The sequence below is a fragment of the Janthinobacterium sp. 67 genome (assembly GCF_002797895.1).
In the GTDB taxonomy this organism is placed as follows: domain Bacteria; phylum Pseudomonadota; class Gammaproteobacteria; order Burkholderiales; family Burkholderiaceae_D; genus Janthinobacterium.
The window spans coordinates 1,502,514-1,528,448 of record NZ_PGES01000001.1 but is presented as its reverse complement, the minus strand read 5'-3'; the positions used below and the strand labels follow the sequence as shown (position 1 = coordinate 1,528,448).

The window sequence follows — 25,935 nt, the reverse complement described above, 5'->3', positions numbered from 1 at the left end:
CGCAATGAACAACAAGATCATCCTGGCCGCCTGCCTGTCCGCTGCGTTCGCTCCCGCCATGGCGGCGCAAAGCGCCCAGTGCGACGGCATGCCGCGCCTCGACGTCACCACGCCGGCCGGCTTTTGCGTGGCCGTGCTGGCCGACGGCCTGAAATTCCCCCGTGGCGTGCTGCCGTTGACGAATGGCGACATCCTCGTCACGGACATGACGGGATGGGCGCCGAAGCAGGGCAAATTATGGCTGTTGCAGCCGAAGGCGGCCGGCGCCGGCTACGAGCGCAAGCTGCTGCTCGACAAGCTCGATCGTCCGAACGGCATCGTGCAGGGACCGGACGGCATGGTCTACGTGGGCGAAGTAGGGCGCATCTTCCGCTTCGACTTGCGCGACACGAAGCGCACCCTCACCGACGTGATCGGCGGCACGGCCAAGACGCCGCGCCTGCCGGGCCTCGGCTTGCACCTGCTGACGAATATGCGCTTCAGTCCCAAGGGCGACCTGTACGTGAACGTGGGCTCGAGCACCGACCATTGCGAGAACGATGGCAAGGCGCCCGATCCTGCCAAGGCCTGCCCTTCGGCGGAAGGTCCGGAAGCGCTGGGCGCCATCCGCGAATACACGATGGCCTGGCCGGCCGGCACGGTGACGAGCTGGCGCACGCATGCGCGCGGCTTGCGCAATTCGATGGCGCTGGCCTTCCATCCGACCACGGGTGAGCTGTGGCAGGCGGAGAACGCGCGCGACGCCATCCAGGCCGCCATGCCGCAACTGAAAAGCGATGAAAACCTGCCGCACGAGGAATTGAACCTGATCAAGGCCGACCGGCACTACGGCTGGCCGTACTGCTACGACGATAACGTCGCCAGTCCCGAATATCCGAAGACGGCTTGCGCCGCCCAATACGCGGCGCCCCAGCGCCTGCTGCCCGGCCATGCCGCGCCGCTGGGCATGACGTTTTACACGGCCAGCCGCTTCCCGGAACTGTACAAGAATAGCCTGATCATCGGCTACCACGGCTACCGCAGCAACGGCCACCGCCTGGTGGCCCTGCTGCCCGACAAGGCCGGTGCGCCGCTGGGCAAGTCCGTCGAGTTGATCGGCAATTGGGAGCGCAAGGGCAAACAGGGCAGGGGCGCGCCCGTGGACGTGAAGCTGGGCCAGGATGGCGATATCTATATGGCCGACGACCATAATGGTCTGGTGCTCAAGTTGCATTATGCGGCGCCGGGCAAACCGTAACCAGCGCTAATCCGATACATCGGCAACAATGTCGTCGGATTACGCGCATCCTTCGGACGCGCTAATCCGACCTACCCGACTGACGACCATAATGGACTGGTGCTCAAGTTGCATTACGCGGTGGCCAAACCATAATTTTCACCGGTTTCGCACGTGTAGGTCGGATTAGCGGGGCAACGCCGCGCGTAATCCGACGACATTGTGGGCGTTGCGGATGTTGTCGGGTTACGCTTGACCTCGCTCAGTGCGCGGCTGTCGCATCGTTCTACAATCGGCCTGATGTTCCCTGTCCACCAGGGGCAACGGGAGGCTGACGTGAAACCTGCATTCATCAATCTGCGTGACAATTACGCGAGCGTGGCGGCCGTCGGCCAGGCGGCCCTGTTTCGTGAAATCGGCTGGGAAGACTTGATCGGCAAGGACAGCTTTGCCAACACCTGCGCCATCCGCGTCAGCCTGGCGCTGATCAAGGCCGGCGTCCAGGTCAAGGGCCGCATGGCCATCCGCAAGGGACCGTTCAAGGGGGCGCTGATCGAACCGGGACAGGCCAAGTTGTCGCACATGCTGGCCAGCCCGTCGATGTTCGGCGCGCCCGAAAAATTCGCCGCCGATGCGGCCATCGAAGGCATAGGCCAGCGCCAGGGCCTCGTCGCCTTCTTCCGCATTCCCGGCTACCTGGGCGGGGCGGGCGGACATATCGACATCCTGCTGCCCTCCATCGGCGTGAAGGTGTGCGGCAGCGAATGCTACTGGGATTGCGGCGAGGTCTGGTTCTGGCCACTCGGTTGATGCTTGCTTTTACGCTTGCTTGAATTTCTTCGAGCGTCCCCGCGACGCCGCATTGTGCGCGCGCAGGATGGAATCGACCCGCTCCGACGCATCGCGCGACAGGTTTTGCGCCACGGCGATATCGGGGAAGAATTCGGGCAGGCGGTAGCTGAGCCACGCATACGCCGAGTAGTAGCGGCAAGTGTCTTCCACCTGCTGCAAATTCTGCGTGCCGCCGCCGTACGCATGCTGGCGCAAGGTGCTCGTTTTTCCCTGCGACAGATTCTTCGCCCAGTGTTCCCACGCCGTTTGCAAGGACGGCACCTTGCTCGATATCGGCACCAGCGACAGGGTGAACTTGTCGGCCACGGACAGGGGCAGGGTGTCGAGCCAGGCGGCGCGTTCCTTCTGGTCTTCCGTGATGCGGGGGAAGAAGAAGCCGTCCGGCACGTCGATATTGTGGATGAAGCGGCGCAGCAGCTTGGACAGCGACAGTTCGCCCGTCACCGACGAAATACGGTGCAGATGTTCGAGCGAGGGCGCCACGGCAAAGCCGCTCGTGTTCAGCGGGTGCAGCTTTTCCTTGAGAAGGGCGCGCATCACTTCATGCGTTTCGTTGTCGTAGCCGGCCACGAGGCCTTCTTCATGCACGCCGTAGCGGCCCGCGCGCCCGGCGATCTGGCGCGCCAGCGCGGCCGAAATCTCTTCCTCTTCGCGGCCATTGTATTTGACGCAGGTGGTCATGACGATGCGCGCGATCGGCATGTTCAGGCCCATCGCCAGCGCATCCGTGCCGACGACGATATCGGCCGTGCCGTCGCGGAAGCGCTGCGCCTGCGCGCGCCGTACTTCGGGCGACAGGTTGCCGTAGACGGTGGCCACCGACAGCCCCGTTTCCGTGATCATGTCGCGCCACATCAGCACTTCGCGGCGCGAAAAGGCGATGACGGCGTCGCCGCGGCGCAGGTTACGCACCTTGCGCACGGCGCTCGGCTCCATCGACAGGGGCGCCATGCGTTTCAGTATATGCACTTCCAGCGGGCATTCCAGACGTTCGGCCAGCGCCTCGATGGCGCGCCGCGCTTCGGGCGCTCCCACCAGATACACGGTGTGGGCAGGCGCGCCGCAGACTGCCGCCGTCCACGCGGCGCCCCGGTCCGGGTCGGCCAGCATCTGGATTTCATCGATGACGGCCACTTCCACGACGGTTTTCGTGTCCAGCATTTCCACCGTGCTGGCCACGTGCGTGGCGCCGTCGACGACCCGACGTTCCTCGCCCGTGACCAGGCTCACGGCCAGCGGTTTGCCGTGCGGCGCGGCCTCCTGCAGGCGCTCGTAGTTTTCCAGAGCCAGCAGGCGCAAGGGCGCGAGATAAATGCCGCTCTTTGCCTTGACCAGCGCTTCCATGGCGCGGTGCGTCTTGCCGGAGTTCGTCGGGCCCAGCAAGGCAATGAAGCGGCGCGGTAGGCGGCGCGCCATCTCGAACGAGGCCGGATATTCGGCCAGGTTGATGCTCTGGCGCGTGCGCGCCGCGTGCTGTTCTTCCTGCTGGCGCTCGATGGCGTGATGGAAGCGCTGGCGGATGCGGTCGAACACCATGCCGGCCGGCTCCGACGTCTGCATGTCGGCCAGGGTGTGCAGGAAGACCATCGGGTCCGTGTCCACGTCCTCGCTCAGGCCCGCGATGTCGGCGACGAAATCGACCACGTGCTGGCGCAGCTCCTCGAAGACGGCCGCGCTGGCCCGTTCCCGCACGAGGGCCAGCTTGGCCTCGCGGTCCATCTTGCGCCACTTGGCCGGCCGCGCCAGGACGCCTTGGCTTGGCACGAGCGCATACGGCACCACCAGGCGGCCGGCCTTGACGACGCCGGAAAAGCGCACGAAGACGCGACCTTCCATCTTGACGAGGCGGATATGCTCGGCCAGCTCCCCCAGTTCCGCGACGAGGGTAGCGTCGTTATTGTCTTCGCTGCTGTCGGAAATATCGGTGGAAGTATCGGGAGGAAGTGCGGAGGAAGTCATGTCGTGCCTGGGTGTTGAAGTAAGCGAGGCCGATTATACCGTCGATGGCGGTGGGCGGTGGGCTGTGGTGGCCAGGCCTGGCGCTTGCATGTTCAGGCGGCACGCGCGTGCACCAGGCGCAAGCCCCAGCCCGTGGCTATCTTGCCGTCGCTGCCTTGCAGATATGCCACGGCATCCAGGAGCGCGCTGCGCAGGCGCTGTCTGGCGCCGTCGTCCAGGCGGTCGATATCGTAGGTGTCCAGCAGGGCGGTCCACAGTTCGCCCGGCGTGGGCGACCAGGGCACGTCGATGTGGTCGAATTCAACATCTGCGAAACTGTCATCGAGCAGCTCGCGCCAGCCCGCTTCGGACCCCGTGCGGCGGTCGCCGAAGCGCAGCGGCGGCAGTTCGGTGCTGGCGATGGGCTTGAACACGCGCGTGAAAACATCGTTCACTTCGCCCAGCAGGAAAGTGCGGCCGACGATGGCCGCGAACTGGCCGCCGGGGCGCAGCACGCGGCGCATTTCGCGCACGACTTGCTCGATGTCGTCCATCAGCATCAGCGCCATGTGCGAGACGAGATAATCGACGCTGGCCGATGGCAGGTCGAGCGCCTGGCCGCGGCCTTGCAGCAGATGCACGGATGGGGGCAGGGCGGCGCGCGCGGCAGCCAGTTCAGCCTGGCTCATGTCGATGCCGAGCAGTTGCAGCCGGGGTTGCCGCCTGGCTGCCAGCAAACCCAGCAGATGACCGTCGCCGCAGGCCAGGTCGAGTACGGTCAAGGGCGTGTCCACGACCGGTAGCAGGCTGGTCAACACTTCGTAGGACGAGGCGTAGGTAGCTGATGCCGCATGTGCAGGCAGGTGCGCAAACGCGGCGGGCGTCACACCGACCTGGCGTTGATGGAAGTCCTGCAGATACATCTCGGCGGTTGAAATCGCGTTCATGTAGGGTTCGATATGGGAAGGGCGGACGCCCCAGGGCGTGGACAGGCATGCTAGCATGGAAACGTTGAGAAATAGACTGCGGTGCTTCAGCCTGGCTGGCGTCGCTTGTGATAGGGAGACTGGGAAAGTAATAATGTTGAGTCGCCAAGGTTTTTTTGCTATCGATGCGGCAACTGCCGAGAAGGTCATTCTCGATGCGCAAGCGCAGGGCATGCGTGTTTTTCATCTTCCCAGGAAAATGTCGTCCAGAGATGCTTTCTTTGATGGCGTACGCGATACGCTTCCTCTCGATCCGCCATTACAAAGTAATGCAAGCTGGGATGCGCTTGACGATTCCGTATGGTCGGGTCTGGATGGATTGAACGAGAATGGCATCGTGATTGTTTGGCGCGATTCCAGCGACATGGAGGCACAAGCCCCGGAGGATTTTTCCACCGCCTTTTCTATCCTGAATGAATTGCCTGGCATGCTAGCCGATGTTGTATCCACGGTGAATCATCCAAAGAAATTGGTGGTGCTTCAGGTGATGTGATCGGCATATGACGCTGACTTGCCGTGCATGCGCGATGCCGCTTGTTCAGACGCCAGCAGGGTTAAAGAAAAATACAACTGGAAGTCAGCAAGGGCAATGATCGGGTTGCAATTCCTTGGGATTGACGGTTCTTTATGTTGATGGCGCATGTGAGCCGTTGAATACGGAATCTGCACTTCTTCAATATTTTCATTGATTAACAAGAAAAAAGGTTTGACGATGGCGCTATGGTGAACCTTGCGTGCTGGCTTATGTCTTTCTACCAGCCGCCGGTCGATTTGCCGCGCAGATAGCGTGCCATGGCAGCGATGGTAGAAGCGTGATATTGACTAAGCTATTCCGCTTTTCCCTGCGCCGTATCAAACCTGTCGCCCGCATGTTCGCGCGCATTCATGTAGCGCCGTTTATATTGGTGAGCTTGAGTCGCGCCGCTTCGGCCTGTCATGCGCACCTTCCTACTCGGCTTTTCCGCTGGCGCTTTCTGGCTGCAGATGCAGGCGGCACTGCCGGCGCATGCCGGTGCGGCGCTGCTACTGGCCAGCCTTTTGCTTATGATGCTCGGTTATGTTACGCGCGGCTGGCATGTAGGCTTGCGCATGGCGATGCGATGCCTGTTCGGGCTGGTGTTTGGCTACCTTTGGGCCGCGTTCCTGGCGCACTCGGCCCTCTCATCCGAGCTGGCATTGAAAGACGAAGGCCAGGACATCACCGTGACGGGAGCCATTGCCAGCCTGCCCTACCGCTTCGAGCAGGGCGTGCGCTTCAACTTTGCCGTGGAAAAGGCGGTTGGGGCGAAGGTGCCGTCTTTGATCGCCCTGTCCTGGTACGCGGGTTTTCGCGATGCAGTGACGAACGCGGTGGGCAACGTGCAGCCGGGCGAGCGCTGGCGGCTGACGGTGCGGCTGCAGCGTCCGCACGGCAATGCGAATCCCATGGGTTTCGATTACGAGGCGTGGCTGCTGGAGCAGGGCGTGCGCGCCACCGGCTATGTGCGGCCGCAGCCACGCGCCGATACGCCCAACATGCGCCTGGCCGCCTTCGTGCCCGGCTTCGGCAACGTGGTGGAGGCCAGCCGCGCGGCCTTGCGTGCGCGCATCTTGCGCAGCCTGGAAGGCAAGCAGTACGCGGGCGTGATCGTGGCGCTGGTGGTGGGCGACCAGCGCGCCATTCCCCAGTCGGACTGGCAAGTGTTCAACCGCACGGGCGTCAGTCACCTGATTTCGATTTCCGGCTTGCACATTACCATGATCGCGGGACTCTTTGCGCTTGGGGGCGGAGCATTGTGGCGGCGTTCATTCTTTACCGACTGGCAACTGCCCTTGCGACTGCCGGCGCAAAAGGTGGCGGCGCTGGCGGGCGCGTTGGCGGCCTTTCTTTACGTGTTGCTGGCCGGTTTCGGCGTGCCCGCGCAACGCACCCTGTATATGTTGCTGGTGGTGGCGCTGGCCTTGTGGCTGGGGCGCATCACCAGCATCGTGCATGTCCTGTGCCTGGCCCTGGGCGTCGTCGTGCTGCTCGACCCGTGGGCCGTGCTGTGGCCCGGTTTCTGGCTGTCGTTCGGCGCCGTCGCCACCATCCTGTATGCGACGGCGGGCCGCACTGCGACACCGTTGCCGGAGGGCGCCAGCCGCTGGCGGCGGTTGCGCGCGGCCGTGGCACTGGGCGCGCACACGCAATACGTGGTGACGGTAGGGCTGGTGCCGTTGACGATGCTGCTGTTCTCGCAAGTCTCCTTGGTCAGTCCCGTGGCCAACGCGCTGGCCATTCCCGTCATCAGCCTGGTCGTCACGCCCTTGTCCTTGGCGGGCAGCATGCTGCCTGCGCCTTTGTCCGATGGACTGTTGCTGTTGGCGCACGCCATCGTGCAGATGCTGGCGCAGGTACTCGACTGGCTGGGCGCGCGCCGCTTTGCCGTGTGGACGGCGCCCGCGCCACCAATGTGGAGTTTTTGCTGGGCATTGTTCGGCACGGCATGGCTGCTGGCGCCACGCGGATGGCAGCACCGCTGGGCCGGCATGCTGGGCTGGCTGCCGCTGCTGACGGCCTTGCCATCCAGCCCGCCAGCGGGCCAGCTGTGGGTGACGGCCTTCGACGTGGGACAAGGCATGGCCGTGCTGGTGGAAACCCACGATCACCGCCTGCTGTACGACACGGGACCCGCCTACAGCCTCGATTCCGATGGCGCCAGCAGGGTCATCGTGCCGTATTTGCGCGCACGCGGCATCGCCAAGCTCGACGGCGTGATCATTTCCCACAGCGACCTCGATCACGCGGGCGGCGCCATGTCCCTGCTGGAGAACGTGCAAGTGGGCTGGCTGGCGTCGTCGCTGTTCGATGGCCACCCGGCCGTCGAGTTCCAGCGGGAATCGCACCGGCCTTATCTGCACTGCATGGCCGGCCAGAGCTGGACCTGGGAAGGCGTGCACTTCGCCATGCTGCATCCACTGCCGGCCAGCCATACGGACATCAGCTTGACGCCGAACGCCCGCAGCTGCACCGTGAAAATCACGGCGGGCAGGCATGCGATCTTGCTGGCCGGCGACATCGAAGCGGCGCAGGAGGCGCAGTTGCTGGCGCGTTCGACGGACGGCGACCTGGCTGCCGACGTGCTGCTGGCGCCCCACCACGGCAGCGGTACCTCGTCGACACCGGCGTTTTTGAACGCCGTCCATCCGGGCCTGGCGATTTTCCAGGTCGGGCACAGGAATCGTTACAAACACCCGAAGCCGCAGGTGTATGCGCGCTATGGCGACATGGGGATTGCCCGGCTGCGCACGGATGTGACGGGGGCGGTGGTGCTGGAGTTTGGGGACAATATTGATGTGACGCAGTATCGCGCCATGCATCCGCGGTATTGGCATGGGCGCTAGCGCATTCATGTTACGCTTGAACATCCATCGTCACAGGAGTCCGGCGTGCACTCTTCCAGCACACCCTATTTTATCAACACGGCTCAAGCCGCCGACCTCGATTCCATCACGGCCTTGCTGCAGGCCAATTCCCCCGCGCGGGGCGGCAGCCTGACGGGCGAGTTTTCGCACGATAAGGTGGCGGCCATGGCCGATGGTGCCTCGCCTGTCATCGTGGCGCGGCGTCTGGAAGACGGGCCCGTCGTTGGCGTGCTGTTCAGTGCTGCCAAGGCCGCCGCGCAGGCGCCCGTGGTCCTGGCCATGCTGGCCGCGTATGCGGGAAGTGACAGCGCCTATGTGTACGGCCCTGTTTGCATTGCGGACTCGGAACGGGGGCAGGGCTTGCTGGCGCTGCTGTACGCTGCCATGCGCGAGCGGCATGGCGGTGCGGAGGCGGTGCTCTTCATCCGACGCGACAATCTCGGTTCGCTGCGCGCGCATGAGCGGCTGGGCATGCGCGAAGTGGCTGCTTTTGTCTTCGAAGGTGCGCAGTTTGCCGTCTATAGCGACGCCATCATCGTCAAATAGAGACTAAATTGCCCGTTCATCGGGTATCTCCGATCCCCGCTGCCGTACATACTCGAGAAACAGCCGCGCCCCCTTGGCCATGCGCGACGTGCCGTAGACGGCATGGATGCTGGGGTCCAGCTCCTTCGACGACGTCAGTCGGTATGCCGTGCAGACGCGGCGCAGGGTGCCGGCGGCCACGGCGGGTTCGGCCAGCCAGCTGGCCAGGCGCACGATGCCGGCGCCTTCCAGGGCCGCCTGAAAAGTGGCGATGCCGGAAGTAAAACGGAAGCGGGGCTGCACCTGGTAGCGCACGTTGCGTTCGCCGGAGACGAAATGCCAGTCGCGCAGGATGCGCGGGGCCGAGTGCATGATGACGTCGTGGCCGGCCAGCTCTTCGGGCTCTTCGGGCGCGCCCATGCGGGCGATATAGTCGGGCGAGGCGTACATGTAGCGGCGGTAATTCCACAGGGGATAGCCGATCAGCTCGCTCGACTGGGGAAACGCGCCGCGGATGGCGAAGTCGAGCTTTTCCTGGATCGGGTCGATCGATTTGTCCGAGAAATGGATGTCCACCGACACGTTCGGATAGTCGCGCGAAAATTGCGCCACCACTTTCGGCAGAAAACCCAGCGACAGGATTTCCGGCGCCGACAGGCGTACCCAGCCTTGTGGCGAGTTGCTCAGTTCAGCCAGCTGGTCTTCCGCCTCGGCCTGCGTTTCCAGCAAGTGCTTGGCCGACGCGTAATACGTTTCTCCGGCCGTCGTCAGGGTGAACTGCTTTTGCGTGCGCAGGATCAGTTCGGCGCCGATGGCTTCCTCGAGGAACTGGATGGCGCGCGTGACGGCCGATGGCGAGCGTCCCAGCATGCGCGCCGCGTGGATGAAGCTGCGCTTTTCCACCACGGTGCAGAAGGCGCGGATCTCCCACATCAGTTTCATCGACATCGTGACTCCCGGCAAAAGAAGCCAGTAGACCGCATGGGGCGCATTCCGTCAAGCGTTACGCCTGATTGCGTTTTCCGCAATTTGAAGTTGCATCCGGAAAAATCCACGGCGCCTATACTGCCGCTGTCGATCATTCCTTGTTGCCTATCATGCTGACCATCTCGCTGCTGTGTTTATTTGCCTTCTTTGCCGGCCTCATCGATGCCGCCGTGGGCGGGGGCGGGCTGATACAGCTGCCGGCCCTGTTCAACCTGATGCCGAACATGGCCTCGACCTCCTTGCTGGGCACGAATAAATTCGCCTCGGCCTGCGGCACCACGTTTGCCGCCCGCTCGTTCGTCGGCAAGGTACACATTCCGTGGCTGCTGGTGCTGCCGGCCGTGGCCAGCGCCTTCGTCATGTCCTTCATCGGCGCGGCCGCCGTGTCCTACGTGCCGCAACAGGTGGTGCGCCCCATGGTGCTGGTGCTGATCATCATCATGGCCATCTACACCTTCATCAAGAAGGATTTCGGCGCGACGCGCGAGGCGCGCCCCATCGGTCCGCGCGAACGCATCCTCGCCATCGTCATCGGTGGCGCCATCGGTTTTTATGACGGCCTGTTCGGGCCGGGCACGGGCAGTTTTTTGATTTTCCTGTTCATCCGCGTCTTCGGCTTCGATTTCATCCTTGCGTCGGCCTGCTCGAAACTGGTGAATATCGCCACCAACGTGGCCGCGCTGGCCTTCTTCATTCCCGCCGGCCACGTGGTCTATGCCGTGGCCGCACCAATGGCCGTATGCAACATCCTGGGCGCGCTGACGGGCACCTGGATCGCCGTGCGCCGCGGCGCCGCCTTCGTGCGCATTCTCTTCCTCGTGTTGCTGGCGCTGCTGATCGTGAAGTTGTCCTACGACATATTCTTCAAGTAAGTTTTTTGGACGATAACAAGCCATGAAAACCATCCAGGGCGTGCTGTGGGACAACGATGGCGTGCTGGTCGATACCGAACAGCTGTTTTACGAAAGCAACCGCGACTTGCTCTTGCCCTATGGCATAGACCTGACGCCGAAGCAATTCTTTGACTGGTTCCTGGACAATAACTACGGCGCCTGGCACTTGCTGCTGGGACAGGGCCACGAGATCGAGCTGGTCGAGCGCCTGCGGGCCGAGCGCACCGTGCTGTTTTCCCGACGCCTGCGCCAGGCGCGTGGGCTGGTCATGCCTGGCGTCAAGAACGTACTGGCGTCGCTGCGCCCGCACGTGGCGATGGGCGTGGTCACGAGCGCCTACGAAGAGCACTTCCGGATCAGCCATGCGGCCACGGGCTTGTTGAACCACTTCGACTTCGTGCTGACACGTGAAATGTATGACGAAAGCAAGCCGGCGCCCGACGGCTACCAGCTGGGCTTGCAGCGCCTGGGCCTGGCCGCCAACGACTGCGTGGCCGTGGAAGACTCGCCGCGCGGCTTGCGCGCCGCCAATGCGGCCGGGCTCGAGTGCATTGTCGTGCGCAATCATATGAACCGCCACCATGCATTTGACGACGCCTTTTGCGTGGTGGAATCCATGGCCGAGCTGGGCGAAGTATTGGCTTCCTTCGTGCCCGCCATGGCGCCGCCGCGCCCGCTGGCACCTGAGAAATTAGAGGCCTTCCTCTGATACGTCTTGCCGGCATGCCATTACAATTGCCTATCGCATTCACCGGCCCTGTCCCACGATGACTCTCCCGCAACTGCACTTTGCCCACGCCAACAGTTATCCTGCCGGCACCTACCGCAAGCTGTTCGGCTTGCTGGGCCGGCACTACGCCGTGCAGGCGCTCGACATGCATGCGCACGACCCCGCGTATCCCGTCAGCACGGGCTGGGCCGAGCTGGTGCGCGAGTATATCGACGACCTCGAGCGCCGCTACAGCGGCCCCGTCATCCTCGTCGGTCATTCGCTCGGCGGCATGCTCAGCGTGATGGTGGCCAAACAGCGGCCCGACCTCGTGCGCTGCGTGGTCTTGCTCGATTCGCCCGTGGTGGCCGGCTGGCGCGCCTTGCTGGTGCGGCTGGCGCGCAATACGGCGCTGGGCGAGCGCTTTTCTCCCTCGCGTTTTTCCGCCCGGCGGCGCAAGCTGTGGCCGGACGCGCAAGCCGCGTACGAACACTTCGCCGCCAAGGACATGTTCGCCATCTGGGCGCCGCAAGTGTTGCGCGACTACATAGACAGCGGCCTGGCGCCCCATCCGGAAGGAGTGCAGCTGCGCTTTACGCGCGAAGTGGAGACGGATGTCTACCGCAGCCTGCCGCACCATATCGGCGGCCTCGTCAAGGATGGTTTTCCCGTTCCCATCGGCTTTATCGGCGGCACCGAATCGGTGGAATGCCGGCAGGCGGGCTTGACGGCCACACGCAAACTGGTCGGCAAGTTTTTCCGCCAGGTGCCGGGTGGCCATCTGTTTCCCATGGAAAGCCCCGAGCTGACGGCGCAAGTGGTGCGCGAGATGATCACGGCATTGCTGGCGAAACAATAAAATATCGCCAAGGATTTTCAGGCGATGGGGGCCAACGGCGGGGGATTTTCGCGTAAAATCCTGCCATCCGGGCCGCGCCTGCACCAGGCGTGTCGCCCCAGCCATTCCGATATTCTAGAAAGATACCCCTGCGATGACGATTAAAAGCGATAAATGGATACGCCGCATGGCGGAAACGACGGGCATGATCGAGCCGTTTGAACCGGGCCAGGTCAAGGAACGCGACGGCAACCGCATCGTGTCTTACGGCACGTCCAGCTATGGCTATGACATCCGCTGCGCCGACGAGTTCAAGCTGTTCACCAACATCAACACCACCATCGTCGACCCCAAGGATTTTGACGCGAACAATTTCGTCGACGTGTCGGGCAAGGGCTATTGCATCATCCCGCCGAACTCGTTCGCGCTGGCCCGTACCGTCGAGTATTTCCGCATTCCCCGCAACGTGTTGACGATTTGCCTGGGCAAGAGCACCTATGCCCGTTGCGGCATCATCGTCAACGTCACCCCCGTTCGAACCGGAATGGGAAGGTTATGTGACCCTGGAGTTTTCCAACACGACACCGTTGCCGGCGAAAATTTACGCCAACGAAGGCGTGGCGCAAGTGCTGTTCTTCGAGTCCGATGAGGTGTGCGAAACGTCGTACAAGGACCGCGGCGGCAAGTACCAGGGCCAGGTTGGTGTGACGTTGCCGAAGACCTGATTGCGGTGCAGGGCGGGCTGACCGCCTTCTTTACCTGTCTTTACCTGCCTTTACCTGCCTTTACACCCGTCGCACTACATGCGCTTCCATGCCTGCCGTTAACCTTGGTATTGAAACACTGAGGAGGCATCATGGTAGCGGCAATCGGTTCAGGTGGTTCAGGCGGCGCAGTCGGCGCGGCTGGTAGCGCCAGTGCGGGCAGCGGTGCGCAGATCGCGGCGCTGCAAAAGCAGATCACGGCGGCGCAAAAGCAGTTGACGCAAGCGCAGAAGGGCGAGCAGACGGAGGCGTCGCAAAAGCTGCAGCAGCAGCTGGCGCAGCAAATCCAGGCCTTGCAGGCGCAGATCGCCCAGTTGCAGGCGGCAGCCGCGCAGAAGGCGGCGCAGCAAGACGCTCAAACGTCCAGCAGCGCCGAGACGGCGGCCAGTCCCGCCAGGTCAAGCTCGCCGACCCTGGGCAGCATCATCGATACGCAGGCCTGACAGCGCCTTCGTCCGCCACAACGCCAGGCTCGCCCACAGGTCAGCCTGGCGTTTTAACAGGTAACAACATCTCCACGCACAAGCCGCCGCCGCTGCGCAAGCTGGCCCCGATGCGGCCGCCATGGGCGCCGATGACGTGCCGGGCGATGGCCAGGCCCAGGCCGTGGCCATCCGTGCTGTGCTGGGTATTGCTGGCGCGGAAGAACGGTTCAAAGATGCGGGCCAGGTCGGCGCTGGCCACACCGGGTCCCCGGTCCAGTACGGCGATGCGCAGCCATTCCTGCTTGCCATCGGGCGGACGCGACAGATTCACTTCGACCGTGCCGCCGTCCGGGCTGTGCTTGAGGGCATTGCGCACGACGTTTTCCACGGCGCGCGCCAGCAGCTCCGGCTGGCCCGTGACGCTGGCGTCGGCCATGGCCGCGTCGCCCGCCACGGCGATGGCCACGCGGCGCGCGTTCGCTTCGTAGCGCGCGTCTTCCACGATATCGTGCAGCAAGTCGGCAATGTTGACGTCTTCACTGAGCAAAGAGCCGGCACCCGCCTGCCCGGCCCCCGCTTCCAGCCGCGACAGGGTCAGCAGTTCACCGATCAGTTTATCCATGCGTTCGCTTTCGCGTTCGATGCGCTGCATCGAGGCGGCTATCTTTTCCGGCTGCTGGTGCGCCAGGCCGATGGCGGCCTGCAGGCGGGCCAGCGGCGAGCGCAGTTCGTGCGAGACGTCATGCAGCAAGCGCGTCTGGCTATCCATGAGGCTGCGCAAGCGGCCCGTCATGCGGTCGAAATCGCGGCCCAGGTCCGTCAATTCGTCGCCGCGCTTGCCGCTGGCATGAAAGCGCGGCGCCAGGTCGCCATGCGAGGCGGCCTCGAACGCTTGCCGCAAGTCGCGGATGGGGCGCGCAAAATACCAGGCCAGCAGGAAAGAGAACAGCAGGCTGGCGGCGATGGCGGCGGTAAGGGGAATGAAGGTGCGGTAGGGCGTGTCCAGGCGCGGGGGCGGGCCCCGGCCGAATTCGCCGCGTGGCGCCGGGGCACCCGCTTCGTGGGGGCGTGGGCCGGAGCCCATGGCGCGCGGGCCGCTCATGGTGACGGCGTTGAGCGTGTCGCGCGCGGCGCCCGCTTCGGCATTGCGGAAGCGTTCGGACGAGGGCAGGAACAGCAGGTAGCGCTTGCCGTCGCTGCCGTCCACTTCGCGCACGACGGGATGAGGCTGAGTTTGTCGCAGCATGGCGCGCGCCTTGGCCAGCATGGCGGGATGCACGGCGCGGCCCATCAGTTCTTGTCCTTTGGCATCGACGGCAAACACGCGCATGCGCTCGAGCTTGCCCAGGAATTGCCGCAAGGCCTGACTGCCGCCCGCTTCCAGGGTGGCGCTGGAAGCCTCGATGATCATCTGCGCTGGCGGACTGGTGTCGATGTCGAGGGCCCGTTCCTGCTGGGCCGCCCGGTTCTTCAGCCAGAAGGTGCCGCCGATGCCGATGGTGGCCGTCACTTGCGCCAACATGATGCACAGAAAAAACTTCCAGAACAGACGGCCCACGCTTACTCCTTGATCAGCTGGTAGCCGAGGCGGTACACGGTTTGCAGGCAGGAGCGGCCGTCGGCCAGGCTGCCGAGCTTGCGGCGCAGGCTGCTCAAGTGCACGTCGATATTGCGGTCGAAACGGGCCATGGGCCGTCCCAGGCCCAGTTCCGACAATTGATTCTTGCTCACGGGCTTGCCCGCCTGGCGCACCAGCACTTCCAGCAGGTTGAATTCCGTGCTCGTCAGTTCCAGGTGCGCGCCGGCCCAGGAAACGCGGCGCTGTTCGGGCCACATCGTCAGTTGTCCCACGGTCAGCGGCGCCAGGCCCGACGCATCGTGCGGCGCCGCTTGCGCGCGGCGCAGGATGGCGCGGATGCGTGCCGTCAGTTCACGCGGCGTGCACGGTTTGGTCACGTAATCGTCGGCGCCCAGTTCCAGGCCCACGATGCGGTCCGTATCGTCGCCGCGCGCCGTCAGCATCAAGATGGGCAGGTTGCTGCCGGCGCGGATGCGGCGCAAGGTTTCCAGGCCATTCATGCGCGGCATCATGACATCGAGGACGGCGATCGCGTACAGGCCCGTCAGCGCTTCGGCCGCGCCGCTTTCGCCGTCGTGCACGGCGCGGACATCAAAACCTTCCTGCGTCAAGTATTCCTGGAACATACCGACCAGTTCCACGTCGTCATCGATTAACAAAACCTTGCTCATGCCTGTGCTTTTTTCGGGTGAATATCGTCCGATGATAGCAGCCAACAGAGGTTGCTCACGGCGGTTTTACCCGCTTTTACACACGTCCGCTTACATTTTCTGCCCTTCCTTTACGCGCTTTTACGCGGCCCTGACGTTGCTTTACACGTCAGACGACGACAATCAGGGCTGACCGCCACGAAAGGAAATCCCGATGAAATACCTGAGCATCACTGTCTCCCTGTTGCTGTTGTCCGCCTGCAGCATGCCCTTGCTGGCATTGGCCCAGCAAGGGCCGCCGCCCGGCTTGCCGCCGTTTCTGCACGGCATCGAGTTGAACGAAACGCAGCAAGACAAGGTTTTCGCCGCCACCTACGCCCAGGCGCCTGAGTTGCGGGAACAGGAAAAGATCGCCTTCAAGGCCCACGAGCAGTTGCGTGCGCTTGCCGCCTCCAGCGCCTACGACGATGCGAAAGCCAGTGCGCTGGCGAACACGGCCGCGCAAGCCATGGCGAAGATCAGCTTGCTGCATGCGCGCCTCGAGCAGCAATTGCTGGCCGTGCTGACGCCGGAACAGCGCCAGCAGGCGCAGCAGCGCGATGACGCCCGCCAGAGCCCGCGCCACCTGCAGCGCGCCGAATAGACGGCAGGCGCGAGCACAGGGAGAGCCGGCATGCGCATCCACGCGCTCTCGCGACGGGCCACGCAGGTGTTGTACCTGTGCGCCAGCCTGAACCCCGCCCTGGCGGGCTTGCCCCACTTGATGGAGTATGTATGGAATTACATGATCACGCTCTGGCATCCGACCTCGAAATGATGCTGCGGCAGGCGGCCGAGCGGCGGCAAGTGCTGCGCTGGCTGCTGGCCGGCGCCGCCACCTTGCCTTTGATCGGCTGCGGCGGCGGTTCGGACGCCGGCGCCACGGCGGCCAGCAGCGGCGCCGTCACGCTACCGGCCACGGGCGCCTGCATGGTGATACCCGAGGAAACGGGCGGGCCGTATCCGGCCGATGGCACGAACACGAACGGCGGCAGCATCATCAACGTGCTGAAGCAGTCGGGCGTCGTGCGCGGCGATATCCGCGCCAGTTTCAATGGCGCCACCGGTGTGGCGGCGGGCGTGCCACTCACTATCCAATTGCAGTTGCTCAACGCCAGCGGCGGCTGCGCCAGCCTGGCCGGCTACGCCGTGTATCTGTGGCATTGCGACCGCGATGGCTTGTATTCACTGTATTCGGGCGGCCTGACGGCGCAAAATTACTTGCGCGGCGTGCAGGAAACGGACGCCGCCGGCAAACTCGCCTTCACGACCATCTTTCCCGGCTGCTACGCGGGACGCATGCCGCACGTGCACTTCGAGGTCTATCCCAGCCTGGCCAAGGCGGCCTCTGCCACAAACCGCATCAAGACGTCGCAGTTCACGTTTCCGCTGGCGACGCTGAACGAGGCCTACACGGCCAGCGGCTACACGGCCAGCGTGCGCAACCTGGCGCAGATCAGCCATGCCACCGACAATGTCTTCAGCGATGGCACCGGCCTGCAGATGGCCAATGTGACGGGCAATGCCACGGACGGCTACGTCGCCACCCTGGTCGTCGCCGTGAACGGCTAACTTGTCGTCATGAAACCAAGATCGCGCCGGCTGAAGTTGCCGATGTTCGGGAACACCTCGGCCAGCTGGCTGTCGGCCACGCCGAACCACTTGGCCAGGGTGGCGCCGTACTGGTCGACGGACGTGGTCGGCAGCAGGGCGCCGGACCCGACGTCCAGCGCATGGCCGACGCCCGTGACGGGGAAGGCGCCGTAGATGTCGCGCCCTTTCACGGCGCCGCCCACGACAAAGTGGTGGGCGCCCCAGCCATGATCCGTGCCGTCGCCGTTGCTGCTGAAGGTACGGCCGAAGTCAGACGCTGTAAATGTCGTCACCTGGGAGCGCAGGTCGGCGCCCTGCAGGGCCGCCAGGGTCGTGTCGAAGTAGGCGAGCGCATGGGCCAGGCGGGCCATCAGGTCGGCATGCAGCACTTTTTGCCGGTCGTGCGTGTCGAAGCTGCCCAGGGTGACATAAAACACTTGCCGTTTCGCGCCCAGGGCGCCGCGCCCGGCGATGATGCGGGCCACCGTCTGCAATTGCACGGCCAGCGGATTGACGCCGGACACGCCCGTGTTCGGATTGACGTAGGGCGGGGGATTGGGCACGCCGCCCGCACCTGCCGGCAGCATGGCGCCACTGAGGATGCTCTGGCTGGAAATGGCGCGCTGCACCGTCGCCACGTGTTCCTGTTCCATCAGGTCGTCGCCCGCGGTACTGATGATGTCGCGCAAGGCGGTCTCGCCCTCGGTAGTGCCGAACAGATAGCCGCTGCCGCCGATATTGCGGATCGGCACGGCGCCGGCCTGGCCCACCTGAAACTGGCGCACCTGGCGTCCGCTGAGGAACAGGGCGTTCGACGCGGCCGAGATGGCCGTAAACGTCGCATTGGCGTTGCCGGCGCCCAGCAGGTCGCCAAGGCGCCCGCCCCAGCCCACGCTGGCGCCTTCCGGCAAGCCCGATTGCCAGGTCGATTGCTGGTCGTTATGCGAAAACAGTTTCGGCGGCAGCACCACAGTGCCCGCCTTGTATTGCGCCAGGGTCAGCGGCTGGATCAGGGTGCCCACATTGGCAACGATGGCGGCGCGGTCGCCGTCGAACAGCTCTTTTACGGGAGCGAGGGCGGGATGCAGGGCAAAGCTGCGGCCCGCCTGCGCCGTGGCCGGTGTGATGGACAGCACGCCGCCCATTTCGCCGGCGCCGGGCAGGTGGATGGAATCGTTGCCGCCCGTGTTGCGCAAACGCAGATATTCACTCCAGGACGGCGTGTCGGTGGCCAGCACCGTGTTGAAGCTATCGTTGCCGCCGTTCATGAACAGGCAGACGAGGGCCTTGTAGTCGTCGGCGGACTGGGCCGCTGCCTGGCCCATGGCGGCCAGGTTGAGGGCGAATGGCGCGGCCGTGCTGCCGGCCAGGCCCAGCATGGAACCGAGGAAGCGGCGGCGCGAGAAATGAGAGGTGGTCGTCATGCGGCTTCCTTATTTTTGAACTAGGTATTCAGGCGAGGCCATGGCCAGGAAAATGGCCAGGTGCACGCGGTAGGTTTTCGCCTTCGTCACTTGCGCGGCATTGCTGCCGCTGGTGGCGGGAATGGCGATGCTCGTGACTGCCGACAGGATCCTGGTGCGTAGCCGGGCCGACATATTGCCAGACATGAGCAGCAAATTGACCCGGTCAAGCAAGGCGGCAGGCTGGTCGGCCAGGGCCAGTTCGGCCGAGTAGTCGGCCTTCACGGCGCTGCTTTCAGCCACGCCGCCGCTGATGGCGTCCTGCATGAAGTTCAGGTAGCCGGTGACCGACGGTTCCGACGTGATCTGCATTTCCGGCGCCACCAGGCCCGCCGCCGCCAGCGCCGAATTGGGCGGCACGTAAGACGGGCGGAAATAGTTGAAGACGGATGGCGCATTCATGGGATTCTGGCCCAGTCCCGACAGCGGATCGCTCAGGTAATAGATGCGGTACTGCGAGCCGGCATCCCTGGCGTGAAACGCGCGCATCCAGTTACCCAGACGTACAAGAGGTTCGCGCAGTTTGCCCGTGCGCAAGCTGTTGCCGGCTGGCGCCAGTGCCTCGGGATCGAGCAGCACGGCGCGGATCACGGCCTGCATGTCGCCGCGCACGCCGGAACCATTGTTGGCGAAGGCGGCCGCGACCCTGCCTACATAGGCCGGACTGGGATTGCTGGTGACGAGGCGCTGGATCAACTGGCGGCCGAAGAAGGGGCCCGTATTCGGATGGTTGAACAGGGTGTCGAGGGCCAGCGCCATGTCCGCTTCGCCGCCTGCCGCGCCCGCCGTGCTGACGCCGAGAAAACGTTTTTCGCTGGTGGAGTGATACGCCGCATAGTTCTGCATCGGCTGCCAGTCGCGGTCCGGATCGGCCACGCTGCCAAAAAAACGGTTCGCGGCCTGGTCGGGTCCGGCCCAGCTCCACCCCGTAAATACTTTCGCCAGGCCGCTCACGTCGTCGCGCGTGTAGGTGTCGATGGGTTTGCCGCCGGACAATTTCAATGAACCATCCGCATTCAGCTGGTACAGGCCGATGGTAAACAGTTGCATGACTTCGCGCGCGAAATTTTCGTCGGGCGTGCGCGTGGCCGATTCTTTCTGGTTGCGCAGGTGCGACAGGTACAGCCCCATCATCGGGTGGGTGGCTACGCCTTGCAGCAGGGTACGGAAGTTGCCGAAGGCATGTTGCCCCAGCATATCGTAATAGCTGGCGACGCCCCGCGTCTGCGGCCACACGGCCTCGTTTTGCGTGGAGACGACGAAGATTTCCGACAGGGCAAAGGCCACGCGCTGGCGCAGTTGGTCGTCGCCGCGCACGGCCTGCTGCCAGAACGACTCATAAAAGTCGTTCGGCCTGGCCTGGGTGGCCGCCGCGCCTGCGGCGGGATACTTGGCGTCGATATATTTTCGGTGCAAGGTTTGCGGCTTTGAAAACTGCGCGCGGAACCACGTATCGCTGTCGCTGGCCGCCAGCGCGTCGATGGCAGCCATGTCCGCTCCGAACGTGGCGCGGCCCAGGAAGCGCGACGCTTCCCGGGGCGTGAAGGTGGCCGACTGGCTGGCTGGAGGCGTGGTCAGGGGCGGCGGTGGAATCGTATCGCCAGGCGGGACGGTGCCGGGAGCTTGCGGATCGCCGGGCACGGCGGTCGCTGGCGGCACGACCGAGACGTTCGGGGTCTGGGCGGAGCCGGTGTTGCTGTCGCCGCCACCGCCACAGGCGGAAAGCAGGCTGAACAATGTGATGGCCAGCAAGCGGCGCAAAGTAGGGTCAGTCATTTAGTTTCTCTCAGGCAATCAAATTCTAGCCCGTTTATTGTAGGCCCTAGCTACCAAAAACCTGTTTTCAATTAACTATTTACGTGTTGGCCACGTTTTTATTTGCCTGTCGTTGGCATGGCGTTGGGAGCGATTTGGGGGCTGTAGCCCGAACTTTATTCTTTGAAAATGAAAAATATTTTTTTGCCGATCGCGCGCACTGTGGCAGATAGACGACGTAATCATTCCTGCCAATTAAGCTTGTTCGAAAGCTCATGGACAGAGCGAAAACTGCTTCGCCGGAAACCATGGTTTTTACGCCATCGGCGAAACGCCGTTCGCCGCGACCCGCTTCCTGCCCCTGGCCCTGTGCTGGCACGGCCCTTGCGACAACAGGGCATGGGCCGCGTGCCTTCCCTTGTCGTCTTGCCGGAGCCTGCCATGACCAGCCGTCTGCTCGCCTATCGTCCCGAAATGGAATTGCCGGAAGTGCCGGGCGTGCTGCCTTTGCAGCAGGAAGATGCGCTGGCGCTGGCGGCACAGTTGCTGGAATTGCAGGCGCCGGCCCAGTTCGACGCTTTCCTGGCACGCCAGCTGGACGCCACGGCGGCGGGCCGGCAAGTGCGCGGCACGCCGCTGGAAGGGCCGCTGCGCCAGTTGCTGGGCAAGGTGTTGGCGCCGCTGCTGCCCCTGCACGGCGGTTCGCCGCAGGCGCTCAAGCGACGCGCCGCCCGCATCTTCGGCATGGAACTGGAAGGACTGAGCCCGGAAGACAAGGAATTCGAACTGGCGCGCCAGGTCGTGCATCTGATCGATGCCGTCAATACGGCGCTGGCGCAGGACGGCGGCGCGGGCGCCCGCGCACCGAGGGCGCGGGTGGAAACGGCCCTGTTGCAAGTGGCACGCAGCGTGGCGCCAGGCTTGCTCAGGCAGGCGGCGCAAACGTCGGGGCGAGACGGTGGCCGCTGGCGCCGCGAAGGCGGGCACATCGTCGTGCTCGATTGTTAGCCGGACGGCCAGTCTGTCCGGCAAGGTAGTCCCAACCGAGGTGATAACTTTGAGGAGCTGATCATGCATGACTTGGATCGTACGACCCTGGAATACGGGCAGGAGATGTCCGGCTTTGAAGCGGAGCAGTTCGAGTTTGGCCAGGGCGAGTGGAGCGGCGAGGGTGGCGCGAACGCCATGTTTTCCGAGGCCGAGGAGATGGAACTGGCGAATGAACTGCTGTCGGTCAGCAATGAAGCGGAACTGGAACAGTTTCTCGGCAATTTCCTGCGCAAGGCCGCCTCGGTGGCGGGCGGCATCATCAAGTCGCCCGTGGGACAAGCGATCGGCGGCGTGCTCAAGGGCGTAGCGAAAAAGGCCATTCCCCTGGCCGGCGGCGCCATCGGCGGCTATTTCGGCGGCCCGCTGGGCGCCAAGATCGGCAGCGGCCTGGCTTCGGCCGCCGGCAATGCGCTGGGACTGGAAGCGGAATCATCGTCGAATGAAGACCGCGAATTCGAGGGTGCCAAGCAGTTCGTGCGCCTGGCCGCCGACACCGTCAACCGCGCCGCCCAGGCGCGTGGTGCGGGCGACCCGCGCGCCATCGCCCAGGCGGCCGCCAGCGCGGCGGCGCGCCAGTTCGCGCCCGGCCTGCTGGGACGCGCCGGCAGCCAGGTCGCCACGCAGGGCGGCAGCGGTGCCGGTGTGGGCGGCGGCATGACGCAGGGGGGCGGACGCGGCCAGGGCCAGGGCCAGGGCGCCATGCGCCAGTCCAGCGGGCGCTGGGCGCGCCAGGGTCACAAAATCGTCCTGTACGGCGTCTGACATCATGGCCATCGGCGCTTACGCTGCCTGGATGCTGGCGCAGGAGGCGCGCTCGCTGCTGACGCGGCTGGCGCGGCTGGAACCATTCGCGCTGATCGAGCCGACGGTACTGGCGGCGGCCCTGATGCCCAGCGCCCAGTCGGCCATCGAAAGCCAGCTCGTGCAGGGGCGGCGCGCCTTGCGGCGCATGGTGACCCAGTTCCAGTCGTGGTTGCGGCGCGAGTACGCCGACGGCGCCAGCATGGCCACGGCCGCCGAAGCCCAGCGCCGCTTTACGTTTTTGCGCCTGAAATTCAATGCCGCGCTGACCCAGTTCGACCTGTTCAACGAAGTCATCACGCAACGCAGCGAGCACAAGACGGGCGTGTGGCTGGCCGGCCTCGACATCGTCGCCGCCGACGCGCTTGCGCTGCCCGGCGATGTGTTCCAGGCGCCGCCCGTGATCTGCTACCTGGACCGGGGACCGGGGGCGGCCATCCGCCGCGCGCGCACGCGCCTGCCCGGTGGCGGCGACAATCCCGTCGCCATCATCCGCCTGCCGCGCGAACGCATGATAGGCAGCAGCATCGCCTCGTCGCTCGTGCACGAGGTAGGCCACCAGGGCGCGGCGCTGCTCGACCTGGTGGCGTCCCTGCGGCCCGTGCTGCAAGCCATGCAGCACGGCGGCAGCGGCCATGTCCACGTGTGGCAGCTGTGGGAGCGGTGGATTTCCGAGATCGTGGCCGATTTCTGGTCGCTGGCGCGGGTCGGCGTGGCGGCCACCTTGGGCCTGATCGGCGTCGTCAGCCTGCCGCGCGTGTTCGTCTTCCGTCTCAATGTCGACGATCCCCACCCGGTGCCCTGGCTGCGGGTACGCCTGAGCTGCGCCATGGGGCGGGCCCTGTATCCGCATCCGCAATGGAGCCGGCTAGAACAGCTGTGGCTATCCTACTACCCGCTGGCCGGGCTGCCTGCGGGGCAGCAGCGGCTGCTGGAGCAGTTGCAGGCCAGCATGGCGGCCCTGGTCGGCCTGCTGGCGCAGCACCGGCCGCCTGCCTTGCGCGGCGGCTCGCTGGTCGAAGCCATGGCCGTGCAGACACGCCAGCCGGCCATGCTGGCGCAGCTGTTTCGCAGCTGGACCCTGGCGCCGGCGCAGATGTACCAGGCCGCGCCGACCCTGGTATTTGCCGTGCTGGGCCAGGCGCGCGCCAGCGGCACCTTGAGCCCGGAAGATGAAAGCGAGCTGCTGGGACGTTTGCTGACCCACTGGGCCCTGCGCAGCACCCTGGACACGTCGGAGCTGTGTGCCGATGTCGTGCGGCATGGCCGCCAGTCCGGCAGGCCGTTTGATTATCCATTGAGGAGAATGACATGAGCAGCAAGATGAGCAGCAAAATGGGTGGAAAGATGGGCAGCAGGAGCGGGGGGGCGGGCCAGGCGGGCACGAAACACCATGGCGGCAGCATCGCAGTCACCGTGCACGAGCAGGACAGCGGGGCCATGGTCGTCAATGCCGCCATCAGCCTGTACCGGGGCATGGATGCCGATTGCCATCTGTTCAATGCCGCCACCTGGGTGCCCGATCCCGCCATGCTGGTGGGTGTGCGCTGGACGGATGGGCATGGCGGCACCGTGTTTGCCGACCTGGCGGCGGGCAGCTACGTGGGGGTGTATGGCAATTTCCCCGTCACGGCGCCCCAGTGCGTGACGGTGCAGGCCGGCTGCAGCGCCGTGCTGTGCTTCCAGCCACAGATCAACCCGCAAGTGACGCTGGCGTTCGAAACGGCCGATTGCCAACCCAGCGACTGCCATTTCGGCAGGGTGGGCGACCGCGCCGTGGCCACCGTCTCGTTTGACGGCGATCAAAGCGCCGATGGGCGCGACCAGGTGCAGGTGCTGGCCGCCGCGCCATGGGTGCCCGTGCGCGGCGCGGCAAACGCGTTTGCCACACAAGTGCGGCGCGCCGGCGTGCACCGTTTCCTGGGGCAGATGATGCTGTCGCAGCGCTCCGAACTGCGCAGCGCCTTGCCCGTGCCGGAAGGGCTGAGTCCGAACGCCATGCTGGCGCTGGATGCGGAATACGAGACGGAAGAGCGCCAGCCGCAGCCCATCTCGGGCAATGTCGGCGTCTCGCTGACGCGCACGGAAACGGAGCCGACGGAAGACTTGCCGCTGTGGACCTTGATACGCAACAGCACCGAGGCGATGTCGTTTACGAATTACCTGCATTTCATGGACAGCCTGTTTTGCGGCGACCTGGCCAGCGTGCGCGGCTTCGAGCAGGAACGCTTCGTGAAAAAGACGGAGATGTTCCAGCAGCTCAAGCAGCGCCGCGCGCTGCCGTTTTCCGATGCCGATTCCTACCGCGTGCTGAAAGTGGCGACGGAAGCGTTCGTGATGGTCAACTGCGGCGTGTTGAACCAGCCGCTGGCCTTCAATCCGGCCGAGGACAATGCCTACCTGGACCGGCGCGACATCCCCCAGGGGCGCGACCTGGAAACCGTGCTGCGCAATGACTACCTGGAAAACATCGACGGCTTCCAGACCTTGCCGTATTTGGCCGTGATCCGCCGCAAGCTGCCCGACATTCCCATCAGCATCCCGCGCGGCCAGGAAGGCGAAGTGGACCTGTGCTTTGGCATCATCCAGGAAAAGCTGGCCAATCCCTGCCTGCTGGAACTGATCTGGTCGTACTGGCACGAAGAGGGCATGCTCGTGCAAACCATGAACGCCATCGCGCAACGCTTCCAGAACCTGCGCGCGCCGGGCCACCATCTCGATCCCTTGTCGAACACGGAAATCGACATGCTGCGTCCGCTGAATAATTTACTCTGGGGATACACGCAGGATGAACAGCATCGGCTGACCGTGATGCGCCGGAACTATGAGTATGACCATCACTACGGTGTGCGCCTGGACGGCAAGGCAGTGCAGCACTTCCGGCCAGCCGATAGCCGCTCCAAATTCCTGGAGGCCTTCCACCACTTGCTGCGCCTGCTGACTTCGTTCTACAAGCAGGATGACGATACCACCGTGAAGGCCGACGCCTTCCCCGTGCTCAATGCCTTGAAAGAAATCCACCTGATCCTGTCGCAGGGCGCCCACAACCAGTTCGGCGACTTGCCGTCGACGGCGCGCATCGAAATGCTGATGCAGCAATGGATGCTGGCGCGCCCCGAATTCCGTGAATTCTTGCCCACGCGCGTGATGGTGGCGTATCCGGAACCGTGGATGGACAGGGTCGACGCCATGAAGAAATTGCAGGGCTGGACGGATACGAGCGTGATGCACTTCCGTAACCTGGCCATCTTTGGCGAGCAATTGCTGCTCTCCGTGCGCTACGGCAACTGGAGCGACATTTACGAGCCGACCCAGGCCTTCAACTGGGCGCGCTTCTGGCGCCCGCAAGTGCAGGGCTATATCCACGGCTACCGCGCCGCCACCGGGGTGGACCTGTCCGTCGACAGCAGCGACCCGGTGGTCGAAGCGACGATGCCCTCGGTATTGCTGCGCCAGCGCCTGAGCCAGCAGCTGCGCAGCGTCTAGGG

24 protein-coding genes and 1 pseudogene are annotated in these 25,935 nt (G+C 64.4%); 17 read left to right on the top strand and 8 right to left on the bottom strand.

Annotated elements, in window-relative coordinates:
- Positions 1 to 4: 4 nt before the first annotated feature.
- Together CLU90_RS06900 and CLU90_RS06895 are read left to right on the top strand one after the other, a co-directional pair.
- The gene (locus CLU90_RS06900) at positions 5 to 1,237 is read left to right on the top strand and encodes a PQQ-dependent sugar dehydrogenase (protein WP_092709353.1); all 1,233 of its coding nucleotides are present in this window, start codon (positions 5 to 7) and stop codon (positions 1,235 to 1,237) included.
- A gap of 315 nt (positions 1,238 to 1,552) precedes the next feature.
- Positions 1,553 to 2,026, top strand: a complete 474-nt coding sequence (locus tag CLU90_RS06895) for a T6SS effector amidase Tae4 family protein (protein ID WP_157808762.1) — start codon at positions 1,553 to 1,555, stop codon at positions 2,024 to 2,026.
- Positions 2,027 to 2,035: 9 nt separating this feature from the next.
- Here the strand turns inward: CLU90_RS06895 and CLU90_RS06890 are convergent, their stop codons facing one another.
- Positions 2,036 to 4,027, bottom strand: a complete 1,992-nt coding sequence (locus CLU90_RS06890; RefSeq protein ID WP_092709347.1) for a helicase-related protein — start codon at positions 4,025 to 4,027, stop codon at positions 2,036 to 2,038.
- 92 nt (positions 4,028 to 4,119) lie between these two features.
- Complete coding sequence (locus tag CLU90_RS06885; RefSeq protein WP_092709900.1) at positions 4,120 to 4,953, bottom strand: class I SAM-dependent methyltransferase; 834 nt, start codon at positions 4,951 to 4,953, stop codon at positions 4,120 to 4,122.
- A 133-nt stretch (positions 4,954 to 5,086) separates the two neighbouring features.
- On the opposite strand from CLU90_RS06885, the gene CLU90_RS06880 reads away from it, so the two are divergent.
- Positions 5,087 to 5,485, top strand: a complete 399-nt coding sequence (locus tag CLU90_RS06880) for a barstar family protein (protein ID WP_157808761.1) — start codon at positions 5,087 to 5,089, stop codon at positions 5,483 to 5,485.
- Here the strand turns inward: CLU90_RS06880 and CLU90_RS29165 are convergent.
- Entirely contained in the window at positions 5,473 to 5,688 is a 216-nt protein-coding gene (locus CLU90_RS29165) for a hypothetical protein (protein WP_139178133.1), read from the bottom strand. The genes CLU90_RS06880 and CLU90_RS29165 overlap by 13 nt on opposite strands.
- Before the next feature lie 240 nt (positions 5,689 to 5,928).
- Between CLU90_RS29165 and CLU90_RS06875 the strand changes: the two genes are divergently transcribed.
- Together CLU90_RS06875 and CLU90_RS06870 are read left to right on the top strand one after the other, a co-directional pair.
- A complete protein-coding gene (locus CLU90_RS06875; RefSeq protein ID WP_100427496.1) occupies positions 5,929 to 8,355 on the top strand; it encodes a DNA internalization-related competence protein ComEC/Rec2 in 2,427 nt (808 codons plus the stop codon).
- A gap of 45 nt (positions 8,356 to 8,400) precedes the next feature.
- Positions 8,401 to 8,922 (top strand): GNAT family N-acetyltransferase, encoded by a 522-nt coding sequence (locus CLU90_RS06870; RefSeq protein WP_100427495.1) that lies wholly within the window; start codon positions 8,401 to 8,403, stop codon positions 8,920 to 8,922.
- Positions 8,923 to 8,925: 3 nt separating this feature from the next.
- Here CLU90_RS06870 and CLU90_RS06865 read toward each other — a convergent pair whose 3' ends face one another.
- Positions 8,926 to 9,849 carry a LysR family transcriptional regulator gene (locus CLU90_RS06865; protein WP_100427494.1) on the bottom strand — a complete coding sequence of 308 codons (924 nt, stop codon included), beginning with the start codon at positions 9,847 to 9,849 and terminating at the stop codon, positions 8,926 to 8,928.
- Positions 9,850 to 9,998: 149 nt separating this feature from the next.
- Here CLU90_RS06865 and CLU90_RS06860 point away from each other — a divergent pair, with 149 nt between their 5' ends.
- From CLU90_RS06860 to CLU90_RS06840, 5 genes and pseudogenes are all read left to right on the top strand, one after another.
- Complete coding sequence (locus CLU90_RS06860; protein WP_092709330.1) at positions 9,999 to 10,760, top strand: sulfite exporter TauE/SafE family protein; 762 nt, start codon at positions 9,999 to 10,001, stop codon at positions 10,758 to 10,760.
- Between the two features lie 22 nt (positions 10,761 to 10,782).
- The gene (locus CLU90_RS06855) at positions 10,783 to 11,490 is read left to right on the top strand and encodes an HAD family hydrolase (RefSeq protein WP_092709326.1); all 708 of its coding nucleotides are present in this window, start codon (positions 10,783 to 10,785) and stop codon (positions 11,488 to 11,490) included.
- A 58-nt stretch (positions 11,491 to 11,548) separates the two neighbouring features.
- Positions 11,549 to 12,349, top strand: a complete 801-nt coding sequence (locus tag CLU90_RS06850; RefSeq protein WP_092709323.1) for an alpha/beta fold hydrolase — start codon at positions 11,549 to 11,551, stop codon at positions 12,347 to 12,349.
- A 133-nt stretch (positions 12,350 to 12,482) separates the two neighbouring features.
- Positions 12,483 to 13,053 (top strand): annotated as a pseudogene (gene dcd, locus CLU90_RS06845) (dCTP deaminase).
- 131 nt (positions 13,054 to 13,184) lie between these two features.
- Entirely contained in the window at positions 13,185 to 13,535 is a 351-nt protein-coding gene (locus tag CLU90_RS06840; RefSeq protein WP_092709320.1) for a FlxA-like family protein, read from the top strand.
- A 40-nt stretch (positions 13,536 to 13,575) separates the two neighbouring features.
- Here the strand turns inward: CLU90_RS06840 and CLU90_RS06835 are convergent, their stop codons facing one another.
- Both CLU90_RS06835 and CLU90_RS06830 read right to left on the bottom strand, forming a co-directional pair.
- Positions 13,576 to 15,075 carry a sensor histidine kinase gene (locus tag CLU90_RS06835; protein ID WP_100427493.1) on the bottom strand — a complete coding sequence of 500 codons (1,500 nt, stop codon included), beginning with the start codon at positions 15,073 to 15,075 and terminating at the stop codon, positions 13,576 to 13,578.
- A 2-nt stretch (positions 15,076 to 15,077) separates the two neighbouring features.
- Positions 15,078 to 15,767, bottom strand: a complete 690-nt coding sequence (locus CLU90_RS06830; RefSeq protein WP_092709314.1) for a response regulator transcription factor — start codon at positions 15,765 to 15,767, stop codon at positions 15,078 to 15,080.
- A 193-nt stretch (positions 15,768 to 15,960) separates the two neighbouring features.
- On the opposite strand from CLU90_RS06830, the gene CLU90_RS06825 reads away from it, so the two are divergent.
- From CLU90_RS06825 to CLU90_RS06820, 3 genes are read left to right on the top strand one after another with little or no spacing between them, the layout of a single operon-like run.
- Positions 15,961 to 16,389 (top strand): Spy/CpxP family protein refolding chaperone, encoded by a 429-nt coding sequence (locus tag CLU90_RS06825; protein WP_100427492.1) that lies wholly within the window; start codon positions 15,961 to 15,963, stop codon positions 16,387 to 16,389.
- A gap of 30 nt (positions 16,390 to 16,419) precedes the next feature.
- Positions 16,420 to 16,563 (top strand): hypothetical protein, encoded by a 144-nt coding sequence (locus tag CLU90_RS29650; RefSeq protein WP_175539186.1) that lies wholly within the window; start codon positions 16,420 to 16,422, stop codon positions 16,561 to 16,563.
- Entirely contained in the window at positions 16,521 to 17,357 is an 837-nt protein-coding gene (locus CLU90_RS06820) for a dioxygenase family protein (RefSeq protein ID WP_100427491.1), read from the top strand. Before CLU90_RS29650 ends, CLU90_RS06820 begins: the two co-directional genes overlap by 43 nt.
- Here CLU90_RS06820 and CLU90_RS06815 read toward each other — a convergent pair.
- Both CLU90_RS06815 and CLU90_RS06810 read right to left on the bottom strand, forming a co-directional pair.
- Positions 17,354 to 18,802 (bottom strand): DUF1501 domain-containing protein, encoded by a 1,449-nt coding sequence (locus CLU90_RS06815; RefSeq protein ID WP_100427490.1) that lies wholly within the window; start codon positions 18,800 to 18,802, stop codon positions 17,354 to 17,356. The genes CLU90_RS06820 and CLU90_RS06815 overlap by 4 nt on opposite strands.
- Positions 18,803 to 18,811: 9 nt before the next feature.
- Entirely contained in the window at positions 18,812 to 20,617 is a 1,806-nt protein-coding gene (locus CLU90_RS06810) for a DUF1800 domain-containing protein (protein WP_100427489.1), read from the bottom strand.
- A gap of 420 nt (positions 20,618 to 21,037) precedes the next feature.
- On the opposite strand from CLU90_RS06810, the gene CLU90_RS06805 reads away from it, so the two are divergent.
- From CLU90_RS06805 to CLU90_RS06790, 4 genes are all read left to right on the top strand, one after another.
- On the top strand, positions 21,038 to 21,604 hold the full coding sequence (locus CLU90_RS06805) for a hypothetical protein (RefSeq protein ID WP_157808760.1): 567 nt from the start codon (positions 21,038 to 21,040) through the stop codon (positions 21,602 to 21,604).
- Between the two features lie 63 nt (positions 21,605 to 21,667).
- Positions 21,668 to 22,408 (top strand): hypothetical protein, encoded by a 741-nt coding sequence (locus CLU90_RS06800; protein WP_092709295.1) that lies wholly within the window; start codon positions 21,668 to 21,670, stop codon positions 22,406 to 22,408.
- A gap of 4 nt (positions 22,409 to 22,412) precedes the next feature.
- Entirely contained in the window at positions 22,413 to 23,762 is a 1,350-nt protein-coding gene (locus tag CLU90_RS06795) for a hypothetical protein (protein WP_092709292.1), read from the top strand.
- The gene (locus tag CLU90_RS06790) at positions 23,759 to 25,933 is read left to right on the top strand and encodes a hypothetical protein (RefSeq protein ID WP_092709289.1); all 2,175 of its coding nucleotides are present in this window, start codon (positions 23,759 to 23,761) and stop codon (positions 25,931 to 25,933) included. Before CLU90_RS06795 ends, CLU90_RS06790 begins: the two co-directional genes overlap by 4 nt.
- Positions 25,934 to 25,935: the final 2 nt, after the last annotated feature.